This is a genomic window from Citrobacter sp. Cpo032 (assembly GCF_030332975.1).
In the GTDB taxonomy this organism is placed as follows: Bacteria; Pseudomonadota; Gammaproteobacteria; order Enterobacterales; family Enterobacteriaceae; genus Citrobacter; species Citrobacter portucalensis.
In genome coordinates, this window is the sequence record NZ_JAOWGU010000045.1 from 334,348 (window position 1) to 349,743 (window position 15,396).

The 15,396-nt window shown below is 52.5% G+C and carries 12 protein-coding genes; 5 read left to right on the plus strand and 7 right to left on the minus strand.

What is annotated here, in order from left to right:
- Window positions 1-48: 48 nt before the first annotated feature.
- Window positions 49-1,416, plus strand: coding sequence for a serine endoprotease DegQ (gene degQ, locus OGY33_RS15145; protein ID WP_191238079.1), 1,368 nt, complete (start codon window positions 49-51; stop codon window positions 1,414-1,416).
- An 89-nt stretch (window positions 1,417-1,505) separates the two neighbouring features.
- A complete protein-coding gene (degS, locus tag OGY33_RS15150) occupies window positions 1,506-2,573 on the plus strand; it encodes an outer membrane-stress sensor serine endopeptidase DegS (protein WP_032945146.1) in 1,068 nt (355 codons plus the stop codon).
- Window positions 2,574-2,719: 146 nt separating this feature from the next.
- On the opposite strand, the gene mdh is transcribed toward degS, so the two are convergent.
- Entirely contained in the window at window positions 2,720-3,655 is a 936-nt protein-coding gene (gene mdh / locus OGY33_RS15155; protein WP_008785953.1) for a malate dehydrogenase, read from the minus strand.
- A gap of 436 nt (window positions 3,656-4,091) precedes the next feature.
- Here mdh and argR point away from each other — a divergent pair, with 436 nt between their 5' ends.
- Both argR and yhcN read left to right on the plus strand, forming a co-directional pair.
- Window positions 4,092-4,562, plus strand: coding sequence for a transcriptional regulator ArgR (argR, locus tag OGY33_RS15160; RefSeq protein WP_003025162.1), 471 nt, complete (start codon window positions 4,092-4,094; stop codon window positions 4,560-4,562).
- 377 nt (window positions 4,563-4,939) lie between these two features.
- Complete coding sequence (yhcN, locus tag OGY33_RS15165) at window positions 4,940-5,206, plus strand: peroxide/acid stress response protein YhcN (RefSeq protein WP_003828812.1); 267 nt, start codon at window positions 4,940-4,942, stop codon at window positions 5,204-5,206.
- A gap of 57 nt (window positions 5,207-5,263) precedes the next feature.
- Here the strand turns inward: yhcN and OGY33_RS15170 are convergent, their stop codons facing one another.
- The 4 genes from OGY33_RS15170 to aaeX form a co-directional block, all read right to left on the minus strand.
- Entirely contained in the window at window positions 5,264-5,542 is a 279-nt protein-coding gene (locus OGY33_RS15170; protein WP_003025168.1) for a barstar family protein, read from the minus strand.
- Window positions 5,543-5,661: 119 nt separating this feature from the next.
- On the minus strand, window positions 5,662-7,629 hold the full coding sequence (gene aaeB, locus OGY33_RS15175; RefSeq protein ID WP_048225741.1) for a p-hydroxybenzoic acid efflux pump subunit AaeB: 1,968 nt from the start codon (window positions 7,627-7,629) through the stop codon (window positions 5,662-5,664).
- A gap of 5 nt (window positions 7,630-7,634) precedes the next feature.
- Window positions 7,635-8,567 carry a p-hydroxybenzoic acid efflux pump subunit AaeA gene (aaeA, locus tag OGY33_RS15180; RefSeq protein WP_003828814.1) on the minus strand — a complete coding sequence of 311 codons (933 nt, stop codon included), beginning with the start codon at window positions 8,565-8,567 and terminating at the stop codon, window positions 7,635-7,637.
- Between the two features lie 7 nt (window positions 8,568-8,574).
- Window positions 8,575-8,778 (minus strand): p-hydroxybenzoic acid efflux pump operon protein AaeX, encoded by a 204-nt coding sequence (aaeX, locus tag OGY33_RS15185; protein WP_003828816.1) that lies wholly within the window; start codon window positions 8,776-8,778, stop codon window positions 8,575-8,577.
- 184 nt (window positions 8,779-8,962) lie between these two features.
- On the opposite strand from aaeX, the gene aaeR reads away from it, so the two are divergent.
- The gene (gene aaeR, locus OGY33_RS15190; protein ID WP_008785957.1) at window positions 8,963-9,892 is read left to right on the plus strand and encodes an HTH-type transcriptional activator AaeR; all 930 of its coding nucleotides are present in this window, start codon (window positions 8,963-8,965) and stop codon (window positions 9,890-9,892) included.
- An 86-nt stretch (window positions 9,893-9,978) separates the two neighbouring features.
- On the opposite strand, the gene tldD is transcribed toward aaeR, so the two are convergent.
- Together tldD and yhdP are read right to left on the minus strand one after the other, a co-directional pair.
- On the minus strand, window positions 9,979-11,424 hold the full coding sequence (gene tldD / locus OGY33_RS15195; protein WP_048236869.1) for a metalloprotease TldD: 1,446 nt from the start codon (window positions 11,422-11,424) through the stop codon (window positions 9,979-9,981).
- Between the two features lie 147 nt (window positions 11,425-11,571).
- Complete coding sequence (gene yhdP / locus OGY33_RS15200; RefSeq protein ID WP_020996360.1) at window positions 11,572-15,372, minus strand: AsmA2 domain-containing protein YhdP; 3,801 nt, start codon at window positions 15,370-15,372, stop codon at window positions 11,572-11,574.
- Window positions 15,373-15,396: the final 24 nt, after the last annotated feature.

Consider the following 15,396-nt stretch of genomic DNA (forward strand, 5'->3'; position numbering starts at 1 on the left):
CCTGTTTTGAATCATCTTCCGTTTACTCAAGGTACGAGAGCAGGATCCATGAAAAAACAAACCCAGCTGTTGAGTGCATTAGCGTTAAGTGTCGGGTTAACTCTCTCGGCGCCATTCCCGGCCGCAGCGTCTATCCCCGGCCAGGTTCCCGGTCAGGTTGCGCTTCCCAGCCTCGCTCCGATGCTGGAGAAAGTGTTACCTGCAGTGGTGAGCGTAAGGGTTGAAGGTACTGCCACTCAGGGGCAGAAAGTCCCGGAAGAGTTCAAAAAGTTTTTTGGTGATGAACTTCCCGATCAACCGTCACAACCCTTTGAAGGGCTGGGCTCAGGGGTCATCATTGACGCAGCCAAAGGCTATGTTCTGACCAATAACCACGTTATTAATCAGGCGCAAAAAATCAGCGTTCAGCTTAATGATGGCCGTGAGTTCGACGCTAAGCTTATCGGCAGCGACGATCAGAGCGATATCGCACTGCTACAAATTCAGCACCCCAGCAACCTGACGCAAATTGCCATTGCTGACTCCGATAAACTCCGCGTGGGTGATTTCGCGGTGGCTGTGGGTAACCCGTTCGGTTTGGGTCAAACAGCCACCTCCGGCATTGTATCTGCCTTGGGTCGCAGTGGGTTGAACCTGGAAGGTCTGGAAAACTTTATTCAGACTGACGCCTCTATCAACCGCGGTAACTCCGGCGGCGCATTGCTCAACCTGAACGGTGAGCTGATCGGTATTAACACCGCGATTCTGGCCCCCGGCGGCGGCAGCATCGGGATTGGTTTTGCAATCCCGAGCAACATGGCGCGCACGCTGGCACAGCAGCTGATGCAGTTTGGTGAAATCAAACGCGGTCTGTTGGGTATCAAAGGCACCGAAATGACCTCGGATATCGCCAAAGCGTTCAAACTGGACGTACAGCGTGGCGCGTTTGTCAGTGAGGTTCTGCCTAACTCCGGCTCCGCAAAAGCAGGGGTGAAATCAGGTGACGTCATTACCAGCCTCAACGGTAAACCGCTCAACAGCTTCGCCGAACTGCGTTCACGCATTGCGACAACTGAACCTGGGACCAAGGTCAAACTGGGCCTGCTGCGTAACGGTAAACCGCTCGAGGTTGAAGTCACCCTCGATACCAGCACATCATCGTCCGCCAGCGCAGAGATGATTGCGCCTGCGTTGCAAGGGGCCACGCTCAGCGACGGTCAGTTAAAAGACGGCACCAAAGGCATCAGAATTGATAACGTAGAAAAAAGCAGCCCTGCCGCACAGGCCGGTCTGCATAAAGATGACGTTATCATTGGCGTTAACCGCGATCGCGTAAACTCAATCGCCGAAATGCGAAAAGTGCTGGAAGCGAAACCGTCGATCATTGCTCTGCAGGTGGTGCGCGGTAACGAGAGTATTTACCTGCTCCTGCGTTAACGCATGCAACCGGACATCAGCCCCTCGTGTGATGTCCGGCAAACTCGTGATATGCTGCTGCCGTTCCCTTTATTAATGACGCCGCCATCATGTTTGTGAAGCTTTTACGTTCGGTCGCGATTGGTTTAATCGTCGGCGCCATCCTGCTGGCCGCGATGCCCTCTCTGCGAAAAATTAATACGCTTACCGCACCGCAGTTCGACAGTGCAGATGAAACGCCTGCCAGCTATAACTCGGCGGTTCGCCGCGCAGCGCCTGCCGTTGTGAACGTTTATAACCGCAGTATGAACAGTACCGCGCACAACCAGCTTGAGATCCGCACGCTCGGCTCAGGCGTTATCATGGATCAGCGCGGCTATATCATTACCAATAAGCACGTCATTAACGATGCCGACCAAATCATCGTCGCATTGCAGGACGGCCGCGTATTTGAAGCGCTGCTTGTGGGGTCTGATACGTTAACCGACCTTGCGGTGCTGAAAATCAACGCCACTGGCGGGCTGCCAACAATCCCAATTAATAACAAACGCGTGCCGCACATTGGTGACGTAGTACTCGCCATCGGTAACCCGTACAACCTTGGGCAAACCATCACTCAGGGGATCATCAGCGCCACCGGTCGAATTGGCCTGAACCCGACAGGACGGCAAAACTTCCTGCAAACAGATGCTTCCATCAACCACGGAAACTCCGGCGGTGCGCTGGTCAACTCACTGGGTGAATTGATGGGGATTAACACGCTGTCATTTGATAAGAGCAACGATGGCGAAACCCCGGAAGGGATCGGTTTTGCCATTCCGTTTCAGTTGGCGACTAAAATCATGGATAAGCTGATTCGTGACGGGCGCGTGATTCGTGGCTACATCGGTATCAGCGGTCGCGAAATTGCACCACTGCACGCTCAGGGCGGCGGGATGGATCAAATTCAGGGGATTGTGGTTAACGAAGTTTCCCCGGATGGTCCGGCAGCACAGGCAGGCATTCAGGTTAACGATCTGATTATCTCGGTCAATAACAAACCGGCGGTGTCTGCGCTGGAAACGATGGACCAGGTGGCAGAGATTCGACCAGGTTCAGTTATCTCCGTTGTCGTGATGCGTGATGACAAACAGTTGACGCTGCAGGTAACGATCCAGGAATACCCAGCCACCAATTAACGTCACGTCTGGCGGCCTACTGACCATAAAAAAACCGGAGCATGTTGGCTCCGGTTTTTATTAGGCGATATCGTAGAGAGTTAGTACGTAATGCCTGATGGCGCTACGCTTATCAGGCCTACAAATACACGCAGGCCTCTCTCGCGTTACTTAACGAACTCTTCGCCCAGAGTAATATCTTTTTTCAGCGTATCCAGCATGCCTTCCAGCGAGCTTTGTTCAAACGCGCTCAGCTTGCCGATAGACTGACGCTCTTCTACGCCGTTTTTACCCAGCAGCAGCGGCTGAGAGAAGAAACGAGCATACTGGCCGTCGCCTTCAACGTAAGCACATTCAACCACACCTTTTTCGCCGCTCAATGCGCGAACCAGGGACAGGCCGAAACGTGCAGCAGCCTGACCCATAGACAGGGTTGCAGAACCGCCACCGGCTTTGGCTTCCACAACTTCAGTACCCGCATTCTGGATACGTTTAGTCAGGTCAGCTGCTTCTTGTTCGGTGAAGCTTACGCCAGGAATTTGTGACAGCAGTGGCAGGATGGTCACGCCAGAATGGCCGCCAATAACCGGAACTTCAACGTCGCCTGGTTGTTTGCCTTTCAGTTCCGCAACAAAGGTGTTGGAGCGGATGATGTCCAGCGTGGTCACGCCAAACAGTTTGTTCTTATCGTATACGCCTGCTTTTTTCAGCACTTCTGCAGCGATAGCAACGGTAGTATTCACCGGGTTGGTGATGATACCGATACACGCTTTCGGGCAGGTTTTAGCAACTTGCTGCACCAGGTTCTTCACGATTCCGGCGTTGACGTTGAACAGGTCGGAACGATCCATACCCGGTTTACGTGCGACACCCGCAGAGATCAGTACCACATCAGCACCTTCCAGTGCAGGGGTAGCATCTTCGCCGCTGAAGCCTTTGATTTTCACAGCAGTAGGGATATGGCTCAAATCAACGGCCACACCAGGTGTTACTGGAGCGATGTCGTACAGGGAGAGTTCTGAACCTGAAGGCAGTTGGGTTTTTAACAGTAATGCTAGCGCCTGACCGATACCACCAGCAGCGCCGAGGACTGCAACTTTCATCCTAAACTCCTTATTATATTGATAAGCAAAATGTCTATTGCTCCGCGGCGGCGACCTTAATTCACAAATCCAATGAATACAACAACCACGCGTCAAGAATGCGTAGTCACGCAAATTTGGCTTTTATGCATTTAACTTACGTAAAATAAAACCTAAGTTACGTAATTCAAAACCACCCACACAGTAGAGCAACTTTCCAACAGGTGCTGACAATATACCCTACCCGCCTCTCAAAACAACATCAATTTGATAACATTTAATTTACTTTTAACCTTATTTGCGAGCCGTGACACAGGCATGTTTCTTGATAACGAAATTTGATAAAATTCCGCTCTTTCATAACATTATTTCAGCCTTGAACAAGGCAGACTGTTTGCATAAAAATTCATCTGTATGCACAATAATGTTGTTTCTACCGCCATATTACGGGTGACTTATGCGAAGCTCGGCAAAACAAGAAGAATTAGTAAAGGCGTTTAAAGCGCTGCTTAAAGAAGAAAAGTTCAGCTCTCAAGGCGAAATCGTCCTCGCGTTGCAGGATCAGGGCTTTGATAATATCAATCAGTCCAAGGTTTCACGCATGCTGACCAAATTTGGCGCCGTGCGTACCCGCAATGCGAAAATGGAAATGGTGTACTGTCTTCCGGCGGAGCTGGGCGTACCCACGACCTCCAGCCCGCTGAAAAATCTGGTGTTGGATATCGACTATAACGATGCGGTCGTGGTTATTCATACCAGCCCTGGCGCTGCTCAGTTGATTGCACGTCTGCTGGACTCATTGGGGAAAGCGGAAGGTATCCTGGGTACGATTGCAGGTGACGATACCATCTTCACCACCCCAGCTAAGGGTTTTACGGTAAAAGATCTGTACGAAGCCATTCTGGAACTGTTCGAACAAGAACTGTAATACCGCCTCCCCGTCGCCTCGCGGCGGGGGAAAACACTCTCTTTTCATCCCCCTCCTTCTCTTTTCCACTGCTATTGATTTAACAAATGGTGCGTTTAACCATCAAAACACATTCACATGGTGAATATGCAGCCTTAAAAACGCACATTTTGCAAAACAAAGCATCTACATGATTTAATTAAATTTATTTTGTATAAGCTGTTTGAAATGCTCTTTTTAATTCCATTGAGTTATAAAAAATCATTTTCTTAACACTCAAAACCCAGTGAAACAATTAGCGTGGTATTAATTTATTGAGTGATTAGTGTATACTTGATTTTGTGATGAGGGTCACGAAACACAGACCCCCAATAAAAGAATTCGACGAGGTAAATATCATGAAAATCAAAACTACTATTGCAACCTTAAGCCTTCTTTCTGTTCTCTCCTTCGGTGCAAGCGCCGCGGTTACTCAGGTGAACTCACAAGAAGCACAGAATCTGCAATCCATCGGTAGCGTCTCCGTCTCTCAGATCGGTAGTTCACCAATGGACATGCGTCAGGCCATCGCCGCTAAAGCTGAAAAAGCAGGCGCCAGCAGCTATCGCGTCACCGAACTCCGTGAAGGTGCTCACTGGCACGCTACTGCAGAACTCTACAAATAAACCCTCGTCGTCTAAGTCCGACGACTTGCCCCCGCCTGCCGGGGGCTTTTTTATGTCTTACATTGAGTGACGAACGTTAAAACGCAACTGCCCTTCCAGCTCTTCTTCCGCTTCATCGAACAGTAAAATCAACGCGCCGTATCGCCTGCGCAGCTTGTCCGGTAAATGGACAAATTCAATCTCCAGCGGCAGCGGCAAGACTTCCCCGATCACCACCTCCCACAGAGAATCCAAATCAACCACCTTTTCCCGGGCCAGACCGAATGTGCGCGTGAACTCGCGGTAGAAATCGCCCTGATCTTCTATCTCGTCAAAATCAAATGTATAGATGTTCATCTATAGCCACCATCCCGACGCCAGCTACTCTACAGACCGCCAATATCCAGGGGTCTCTCGCATTTTCAGGTAAGTATAGCCATAAAAAAACCGACGCTTTTAGCGTCGGTTTTCAACTCTTAATTACTGACCAGCGCATGCTGGTATTTGTGCAGCATCCCACTGAGTCGTTTTACCGGCTCGGTCACCTGCGGCGGTGCTTGCCAGATGATTAATTTCTCCTGGTAGACCTCGAGCTCCTCCAGTAACTGGCTAAAGTAGCGTCGGCGCTTGTCGTCATTTCCTGCTGAAATTACGTGATCGGCAGTACGACGAAGCTGACGATGGAATGCGGATAGATCCTCGTTTACCGGTACCGGTGCATCACGCAGGCGCTGATGCGCGATAATCATCGTCAGCGCCAGGCGAAACTTCGCCAGATCGCCGGGAAACTTGTTCATCAGTAAAAACAGCTGCTGATAAAGTGCCGGAAGATGATTTTCTTTACGACGGACTACATTGGTGGTCATTGCTGAAACCGCCGCCGAAACAAACTGGTTGAGCAATACGCGGCCTGTTCTGTCACGAGAGTTATCACGCACCAGCAGAATGACGATAAACGCCAACACGCAGCCAACAATCTGCCCCAGCGCACTATCAAGGAACTGGCTAAAGTGGAAGGTCATCGGGTTATCCAGCACAATGATATTAATGGTGCTGGCCAGCGCCCCCATCGATCCCAACCGTCGTTTCTGTACCTCAATCCCCAGAAAGAATCCCAGCACCGCCAGGCTCAGGCACAGTAACAGCATGCTTTGTTGCGTATTAGGGATAATCACCAGGAAATAGAGCGCTCCGAGCGGTAACGCTGCCAACGTCCCATAGATAAAGTCTATCGCCACCATGCGAGGATTTGGCAAACGCATTGCCAGCGAGGTGACGACCGCAATCATCACCATTGCACCGCTGCCGGAAGTCCATCCGGTCCATAGCCAGAATAAGGTCCCCAGCACACAAGAAAGCGTGGTACGCCAGAAGTTAACCATCGCATGATGACGCTCGGCAGACTCCACTTTCACCACCGGCTCACCTTGCAGGATCTCTTCTTCCGTAGCGCTAATCTTGGTATTACTCACCACACCACGTTTGAGCAGCAGGTAGCGCGTCGCCGCACCTGCCCAGCTATAAATCGTTACCGGTGTTTCACGTTCGCCAGTCCAGACAATAACCCGACGCATCCGCTTCAACTGTTTGTGGACATCCTGCACCGTTTCAACCGGCGTATCGAACAACTCGCGGAAGGTGTCGGTGATAAGTTCCGGGCGGGTATTTTGAATAAGGTAAGTTTCACAGGACTGAGTAATGAGCGTGAGCGACAGCGTGTTTAATGCTTTGAGTCTGCGATTAGCACGCACCCAACGTGAAGACTCCATATTGAGGTTGCTGCGCATGCCCTCCAGCGCCGCCGTTCGACGGACTAAATCGCCCCAAGCTTTATCCACGACCTCGCTGTCGCCGTGCTTAATGCACAACTGCATCAGTTGATATTGCGCCACCAGCAGGCTGTCCAGCTCAACATCAATCTCTTGTTTTATCGAACGAGGAGAGAAAAGCAGATCGGCCACAATGGCACAGACAATCCCCATCACAATTTCACTGCAACGTTCGAGCGCAAATTGTGGCGTCAGCAGCGGTTCAGCCTGAATGGTAATGACGATGATCAGCGCCGTATAGCCCGAAAGCCCCCAGGCATAGGAGTTCTCGATCTTCACCAGTGACGAGATCCAGGTACAAAAACCGGCCCAGATACAGCACACCAGGATCATCAATAACGGAGCGCGGATCATACTGATGATAATGATCAGTCCGGCAATACAACCGATAAATGTCCCGACAATACGCAGCATGCCGCGATAGCGGATAGCCCCTGAATAGGGTTCCCCACCCGCAGCAAAGGCCGGGCCTGCCGCCACAATGGCCGCAGTCAGTACCGCCCAACGCGGAGTCTCAAGTTGGAAGTGAAAACCAACGAACAGCGCCAGTACAATCGCGCACGCCAGTTTTACCGCAAAGCGGATATGCTGGTTGGCAATGGAGAAAATACCCATCACGATTAACCAAACTCGCGCAGGCGGTGCGCCATTTTACGGAAGAAGGACTCCTGGCTTGCATCACGGTCCTGCTTACCGGTAATGACAACGGTAGCCGTTGTCCCGGCAGGCCACAGAGTTCCCTGCTGTTCATCAAGGCGGATTCGCACCGGTACACGCTGCGCCAGGCGCACCCATTCCAGATTTGAATCAATGGTCGCCATACCTTTTGCATCCTGCGTACTGCTGGCATTTGTTACCCCCGCCGCCACGCTATCAACGGTGCCTTTTAAGACATTATTACTGCCCAACGGGGTGATCTCAGCGCGATAACCAGGGCGAACGCCTTCCAGTTTCGTTTCTTCCATATAGGCCAGCACATAGAAAGAATGCTGTTTGACCAGTGCCACCGCTGTGGAACCACGCGTAATAAATTCGCCGCTATAGACGTTCAGGTTAGTGACCCAACCGTCTGCTGGTGCGCGAATGACGGTACGTTCCAGATCTAATTTTGCCAGGTCGCGGGTCGCTTGTGCTTTCGCAAGCTGGTGTAATACGGTTTGCAGGACGTTGTTTGACTGGTCAATCTCTTCACGAGACATGGCCTGCACGCCAAGGCGGTTACGACGTCCAGCCTCCTGGCGTTTTTCCTGGGCCAGAACCTGATAATAAGAAACATCAGCTTCGGCCTGCTCAAGGGCTTTCTTGTAGCGTGGCTGATCGATGGTGAACAGAATCTGATCCTTTTTCACCAGTTGGTTATCATGGACGTTAACGTTGGAAATAAGACCCGCAACATCCGGCGCAATAGCGACAACTTCCGCGCTGAAACGCGCATCACGTGTCCATGGCGACTCGGTGTAATACACCCATGCGCGAAAAATAGCGATGAAGGCCAGAATGACCAGTACGAGAGTCGTGGCCGTACGGGAGAGTTTTTTTGTTAGTGTTTTCACTTCAACCTCAAACGAACAGGCGCGTTATTAAATAGAACAGGCAGCAATACAGCGCGGTGTTAAACAGAGCCGGATGCCAGACAAAATCATAGATGCCGGTTGGAACCAGCATCCGGCGCACCAGCCAGAAAATCGCCAGTGACAAAAGTAATTCGAAAAAAATCGGTGGGAAGGACAAACCAAACACCACGATAACGGGAAACAGACTCATGTTGACCTTGGTAACTTAAGAGAGTGCAGGTGATAGATTTTCTAGCGTATGTCACCGCAGAGAAGGGCAAGGATGAGCCAGGCGAGAGCGACATAGCTGTTATTTGAATAATAATATATTAACGTAACTGTTATGCTGTTATCTATATTATGTGATCTAAATCACTTTTAAGCCAGAGTGAACAATGGAACGATTAAAACGTATGTCGGTGTTCGCCAAAGTCGTCGAACTGGGCTCCTTCACCGCCGCCGCAAGACAGCTACAAATGAGCGTTTCATCGATAAGCCAGACGGTCTCTAAACTGGAAGATGAGCTACAGGTCAAGTTGTTAAACCGCAGTACACGCAGCATTGGGCTGACCGAAGCTGGTAAAATTTACTATCAGGGCTGCCGGAGAATGCTGCACGAAGCGCAGGATGTTCACGAACAGCTTTATGCCTTTAACAACACGCCCATCGGTACGCTGCGCATTGGTTGTTCTTCAACCATGGCACAAAATGTCCTCGCCGGATTGACTGCGACCATGCTGAAGGAATACCCCGGTCTGACGGTAAATCTGGTAACAGGCATCCCGGCACCGGATTTAATCGCCGATGGTCTGGACGTGGTCATCCGCGTCGGTGCGTTGCAGGACTCCAGTCTGTTCTCGCGTCGCCTGGGCGCCATGCCGATGGTGGTCTGCGCGGCTAAAAGCTATCTCGCACAGTTTGGTGCCCCGGAGAAACCCGCCGATCTCAGCAACCACTCGTGGCTGGAATACAGCGTGCGCCCGGATAATGAATTCGAGCTTATCGCTCCGGAAGGAATTTCCACCCGCCTGATCCCAGAGGGTCGTTTTGTGACTAACGATCCGATGACATTGGTGCGCTGGCTGGCTGCGGGTGCAGGCATTGCCTATGTGCCGCTAATGTGGGTGATCAATGAGATCAATCGTGGCGAAGTGGAGATCCTCCTTCCCCGCTACCAGTCGGATCCGCGTCCGGTCTATGCGCTATATACCGAAAAAGACAAACTGCCGCTCAAGGTCCAGGTGGTGATTAACTATCTGACGGAGTATTTTGTCGATGTAGCGCAGCTTTTTCAGGGGATGTACGGCCGGGGAAAAGAGAAATAAAAAGAGTATTGGCCGGATAAGGCGTTGACGCCGCGTCCGGAAAGATGCCCGATAGCGCTGGTGCTTATCGGGCATACATCATGATGTTATGCAGTACCACCTACCGTCAGGTTATCCACCTTCAGCGTCGGCTGGCCCACGCCCACCGGCAGGCTCTGCCCTTCTTTACCGCACACACCAACCCCGTTATCCAGCTTCAGGTCGTTACCTACCATCGAAATCTGCTGCATCGCTTCGATACCAGACCCAATCAGCGTCGCGCCTTTCACCGGTTTGGTTACTTTACCGTTTTCAATCAGATACGCTTCAGACGTCGAGAACACAAATTTCCCGGAGGTGATATCCACCTGGCCGCCGCCGAAGTTAGGCGCATAAATGCCGTATTCAACGGATTCGATGATTTCCTGCGGCGTGGATTTCCCCGGCAGCATGTAGGTGTTGGTCATACGTGGCATCGGCAGGTGCGCGTAAGATTCACGGCGACCGTTACCCGTTGGCGCGACGCCCATCAGGCGCGCGTTCAGTTTGTCCTGCATGTAGCCTTTCAGAATACCGTTTTCGATCAGCACGTTGTACTGACCCGGTGTGCCTTCATCATCAATAGCCACAGAGCCACGACGGTCCGCCATTGTGCCATCATCCACAACGGTACACAGTTCCGACGCCACCAGCTCACCCATGTGACCGCTGAATACCGAGGTACCACGGCGGTTAAAGTCACCTTCCAGACCATGACCGACCGCTTCATGCAGCAGAACGCCAGGCCAGCCAGCGCCGAGTACTACCGGCAGCGTACCAGCAGGCGCTGCTACCGCGGACAAATTAACTAACGCCATGCGTACGGCTTCTTTCGCCCAAGCGTCAGCACGGACTTCACCATCAAGGCCGCCAAGGAAATAGTCATAGCCAAAACGACCGCCACCACCGCTGGCACCGCGCTCGCGCTTACCGTCCTCTTCGACCTGGACGCTTACGGACAGGCGTACCAGCGGGCGAACGTCAGCGGCCAACGTACCGTCGGTCGCTGCTACCAGGATCAGTTCATAAACACCGGTCAGGCTGGCGGTTACTTCCTGGACGCGTTTGTCGGCGGCACGGGCCACGCTATCAACGCGACGCAGAATATCCAGTTTCTCTTCGCGGCTCATGCTCTGTAACGGATCAACCGAAGTGTAAAGCGCCTGATGCTCAACCGCTCCCAGCGTTTTTACTTTGCCGTCACCGCTGTCACGCACGATAGTACGGGCAGCATGAGCACTTTGCTCCAGCGCCAGCAGGCTGATCTGGTCTGCATAGGCAAACCCTGTTTTTTCGCCGCTGATGGCGCGCACGCCAACACCCTGATCGATATTGTAAGAGCCGTCTTTAATGATGCGGTCTTCTAAAACCCAGGATTCGTGATAGCTCGACTGAAAATAGAGATCGCCGTAGTCAAGACGGCGTTCGGCCAGTTGGCCCAGAATGGCAAACAGATCCTGATGTTTCAGGCCATTCGCCGCTAGCAATTGTTCACTTACCAGGTTCAGACTCATCGTTTTGGTTACTCATTTAATTCTGCCGGATGGCGGCAAAAACGCCTTATCCGGCCTACGTTGTTAGGCTACTGTAGGCCGGATAAGCGCTGCTCCATCCGGCAATACTATGTACTGAGATTGGGGCAATTACTTGCCCCCGTCAAATCATTGCTGGCTTTCTTTGCGCGGCTGACGCAGAACTTCGTTAATCTGCGGTTTATCGACCGGACCGGTGATGCGATAGCGCAGAATCGAAACTTTGCTCCATAATGGTCCCAGAACCTTACTGGCAGCAAACACCGCCGCACCGACAATCGGGTTGACAGCAAACGCAGCGGCAACCCCTACGGTGGCAGAAATTTCAGGCGCGACAATGGCTTCCATATCCAGCTCCCGACGGACCAGGTTCACTGAGCCTTTCATCGCAATGTCTGCCTCCAGACCATCCACCAGTGTGTCGTCGGTATGCATCACACCATCTTTGATCCACGCCGTGCTGCGAATCGAGTCGAAATAGAAACCTTCACTGAAGGTATCGCTAAAATCAAAACGCAGTTTACGTAGCAACGCATCAAAGCTCAGCAGTCGCAACAGTTGCCCCGCATGCCCGGTACTGAGTTCGGTAAGCTCACCTTTGCCCAACCGGGTACGCAAAATCCCATTCAGCGAAGCTTCGTCCGGATCCCATGGCGGGTTACGCCAGTGCAGGTCATACTCCACGTTGAACGAAGAATTACGAATCGGGGTCGATACGCCAAAGAAACTGGCAGCGGAGTCAATTTTACTGCCGCTCAGTTTACCCTTCAGTGACGTTCGCTCTTTGCCCGGCGCATTCACCCACACGCCATCGGTGGTCAGTCTGGCAAAGCCCGTATCCAACAGACCGTTGCTCAACGTTAGCGTGTCGCCTTTAATTGCTACATCGGCATCAATGCGCCCATATTTCTGTCCCCACATCCAGCACTCGGCACAGCGTAACTGAAGGTCCGGCCAGCCGCGGAAGCTGAAGTTGTCCACGGCGGAAAACGGCGAGGCTGATGTGTTGCCCGGTGACGCTTTCGCCGCGCTGGGGTTGTAATAAAGATACTTAATATTGGCCAGCCATGGCGCATTATTGCGCATCGCCAGCGTGGCATTAATTTCACGACCCTGCGCCTGCACGATGGAGCCATTGCTCGCAGGCTCAGACACAATACTCAAATTATTCCACTGCTGACCGCCCAGGGATAATGATGGCGTACGCACGGTGATGCGTTGTGGGAAGTTGGCATTAGTGCCAACGTTATCCGCTGCGCCTTTCTGGAACAACGCCAGCCATTGCGCGCCATCCATAGGGGGAAGATTAAGCTCAATGCCTTGCTGATCGGGTAACGCGGGCACAGTACGGCTTTCCGACGTCCAGATAGCGCGGTCAAGCGTCAGTTTCTGATTCAGCAACCAGCGGCTGTTAAAGTGGTTCTTACTGCCAGCATTGCCGGTCAGTTCAAAGCTGCGCAGATTACCGTTGGCCTTAACATTCACCGGCAACGCTTCACCGGGCGCTTTATTCAGCGGAGCAGGTAAGTGACTACTTACATTCTTCAGGTCACCCTTTAGCTCAATGTCGTAGGTCGGCCCGGCATGATACGGAAGATCGATACCCACTTTGCCATTCCACGCCATGCTGCCGCTTAAGGCGTCGTTGACCTGCGCCGGTAAAATCCCCATGCGGGTTGGCTGCCAGTCGCCTTGCAGGTTCACGGCTACCTGATAGGCTTTCGCCCCTTCGGTGGTGGAGAAGTCGACGTTCAGCGGCTGATTAAACCAGTTCGCCGTCATCGGCTCGCTCTTCAGATCGCCGTTGATAAAGCTGAATTTACCATTCAAATTCTTCAGCGTGCTGTCGAGTGGTTTAATAAACAAGCTGTTATTACGCAGGTTGACGTCGCCTTTGGCGGTAACCAGCGAGCCGTCTAGCGGAATATCAAGATGTAAGCGAGCATTCACATCACCGTCAATTTGCAACTGTTCCAGCGTGGCGCCGAGAGAATCCTTCAACGGAGTCTCATCAAAATAAGGTCCAACCGCCTTGCCTGGCCCGTTGATATCGGCATCAATCAGCAGCTTTTCTTTTGCATAGTCGGGAATATTAGCCGTCAGGTTGCTGGCCTTCACGCCGCCTAGATTGACGCTATCCGTCTTCATCCACAGGCCATCGTTAATGAAGTTTAGTTCGATATTAAGATCGGTTAGCGCAGGCCAGTCGGGCTGGAAAGCAAATTTCGCATTGCGTAGCGGCACCAGGACCTGAAACTGCCCTTCATTGTGCAGATACGGGAACAGATTCGGGTTACCGCCATACACCAGCGTGGCGTTATCCGCTTCGCCGCCCTGAATAGCGCCGCTGAGGTAGTCAACCAGATCCTTACCCATCAGGTTTTCCGGGAAATAGCGCCAGGCCTGGGAGCCATCGTCGGTGCTGATACCGGCCAGAATGCCCAACCATGGCTCATCATCAGCCGGTTGCAGATAGCGAAAACCACCGCGCGCATGTACCGCTTTCGCTTTAACATCAATGTTGCGCCCGTCTAACTGGAAGCCTTTATCATTCTTCAGCCAGCTTAGCGTCGCCACGCCGTTCTCTATTTCCAGCGGCGCGCGGAAGACGGTTTCATACGGCATTTTGGCTTGTTTCATGGAGGCGGTAAGCGCCCCATTTTCAACGCTGCCCGCAAGCGTACCGGAGAAATGTTCTGCCCCCGGCAGCAGCTTCCACTGTTTCCAGGCCAAATCGGTCCACGAGGACAGGAAGCGGGTTTTTTCTGTCGCCTGTAACGGGATATCCAGCGCAAGCACATCTATTTTGCCGCTGGGTTGCGTGGCCCGCCAGATATCACCCAGCGCAGGTGATAACCGGGACGCCATCGGACGCAGTCCTTCTAACCCGGCCAGTTCCAGATTACTGGCGCGAATGCGTAGCTCATCACTGCGTTTGTTATTCTCGCCACCGACTTCCTGCTCGGGGATCCAGGCCAGTGTTAATGCCCCGCTCGGCCAGGGCTTATCATCCATGGTGATACGCGTATCGGGAATAGAGAATTGCCAGCCCGGCTCTTCACGGCTGATGTGCGCCGTCAGATTATCGACGGAGAGCGTGTGCGTACGATTTTCACCCAGCCAACTAGCTCCGCCTTTTTTCAGCCAGACATCGCCACCAGAAACGACGCCTTTGCTGATCGTCATCCATGCTTCCAGGCTAAAACGCGCGGTTTGTAGCGCGACATTATCCTGCATCCATTTGCCCAGCCACGGTTTGACGTCGATGTCGTCTGCCTGCAGCCAGACTCGACCGTTATTCAACAGCCCTTCGTCATCACGCAGATCCATACGCACCTGCATAATGCCGTGCTGTCCGGTCAGGCTGGAGAGGCTGACCTGACCCTCGGCGCGATGCCGATTTTTACCGTTCAGCCAGGTAAGCTGGGGGATCGCCAGTTCAGCACGTTGACCTGAGAGGGTTATAAAGCTGATATGGCTGTCGCGTAGATCGAAATGATCAAACTGACGCAGGAAGAGATCGCTGAGATGGCCGGTTTCAATCCCATCTCCGCCTTCGCTGCGCTGGATAGGAGTATTGGTGCGCAACTGCAGTTGCCAGAAGGTGAGATCGCGAAACTGCCAGCGCATGTGCAGCAAACTTTGCCAGACATCCAGCGCCAGCGTGACGCGTTTTACCGAAAATTCTCCCCCATCTTTCAGCTGCGCATGGATATTACGCGCTTCAAGCGTAGGACCGAAATTTTGCCAGCTGGCAGAAAGCTGGCTGGCGGAAACAGGCAGACCAGTGGCGGATTCAATCTTGCCAAGAATGGCCGGACGCCAGCTATCAAGATGAGGTAACGCAAGGCGCAGTCCACTGACCAGCAGCGCTGCGATGACAACGAATGCGGCTCCAGTGAGCAGTAAAATCCCCGGCAATCGCCTCACGCGCCTCTCCTTGTCTACCAAAAA

What these genes read in the sequence shown, in the direction of transcription:
- aaeR (WP_008785957.1), top strand. Translation starts at nt 8,963, where the DNA reads ATGGAACGATTAAAACGTATGTCGGTGTTCGCCAAAGTCGTCGAACTG.
- OGY33_RS15170 (WP_003025168.1), bottom strand. Translation starts at nt 5,542, where the DNA reads ATGAACATCTATACATTTGATTTTGACGAGATAGAAGATCAGGGCGAT.
- yhcN (WP_003828812.1), top strand. Translation starts at nt 4,940, where the DNA reads ATGAAAATCAAAACTACTATTGCAACCTTAAGCCTTCTTTCTGTTCTC.
- degS (WP_032945146.1), top strand. Translation starts at nt 1,506, where the DNA reads ATGTTTGTGAAGCTTTTACGTTCGGTCGCGATTGGTTTAATCGTCGGC.
- aaeB (WP_048225741.1), bottom strand. Translation starts at nt 7,629, where the DNA reads ATGGGTATTTTCTCCATTGCCAACCAGCATATCCGCTTTGCGGTAAAA.
- degQ (WP_191238079.1), top strand. Translation starts at nt 49, where the DNA reads ATGAAAAAACAAACCCAGCTGTTGAGTGCATTAGCGTTAAGTGTCGGG.
- aaeX (WP_003828816.1), bottom strand. Translation starts at nt 8,778, where the DNA reads ATGAGTCTGTTTCCCGTTATCGTGGTGTTTGGTTTGTCCTTCCCACCG.
- argR (WP_003025162.1), top strand. Translation starts at nt 4,092, where the DNA reads ATGCGAAGCTCGGCAAAACAAGAAGAATTAGTAAAGGCGTTTAAAGCG.
- tldD (WP_048236869.1), bottom strand. Translation starts at nt 11,424, where the DNA reads ATGAGTCTGAACCTGGTAAGTGAACAATTGCTAGCGGCGAATGGCCTG.
- mdh (WP_008785953.1), bottom strand. Translation starts at nt 3,655, where the DNA reads ATGAAAGTTGCAGTCCTCGGCGCTGCTGGTGGTATCGGTCAGGCGCTA.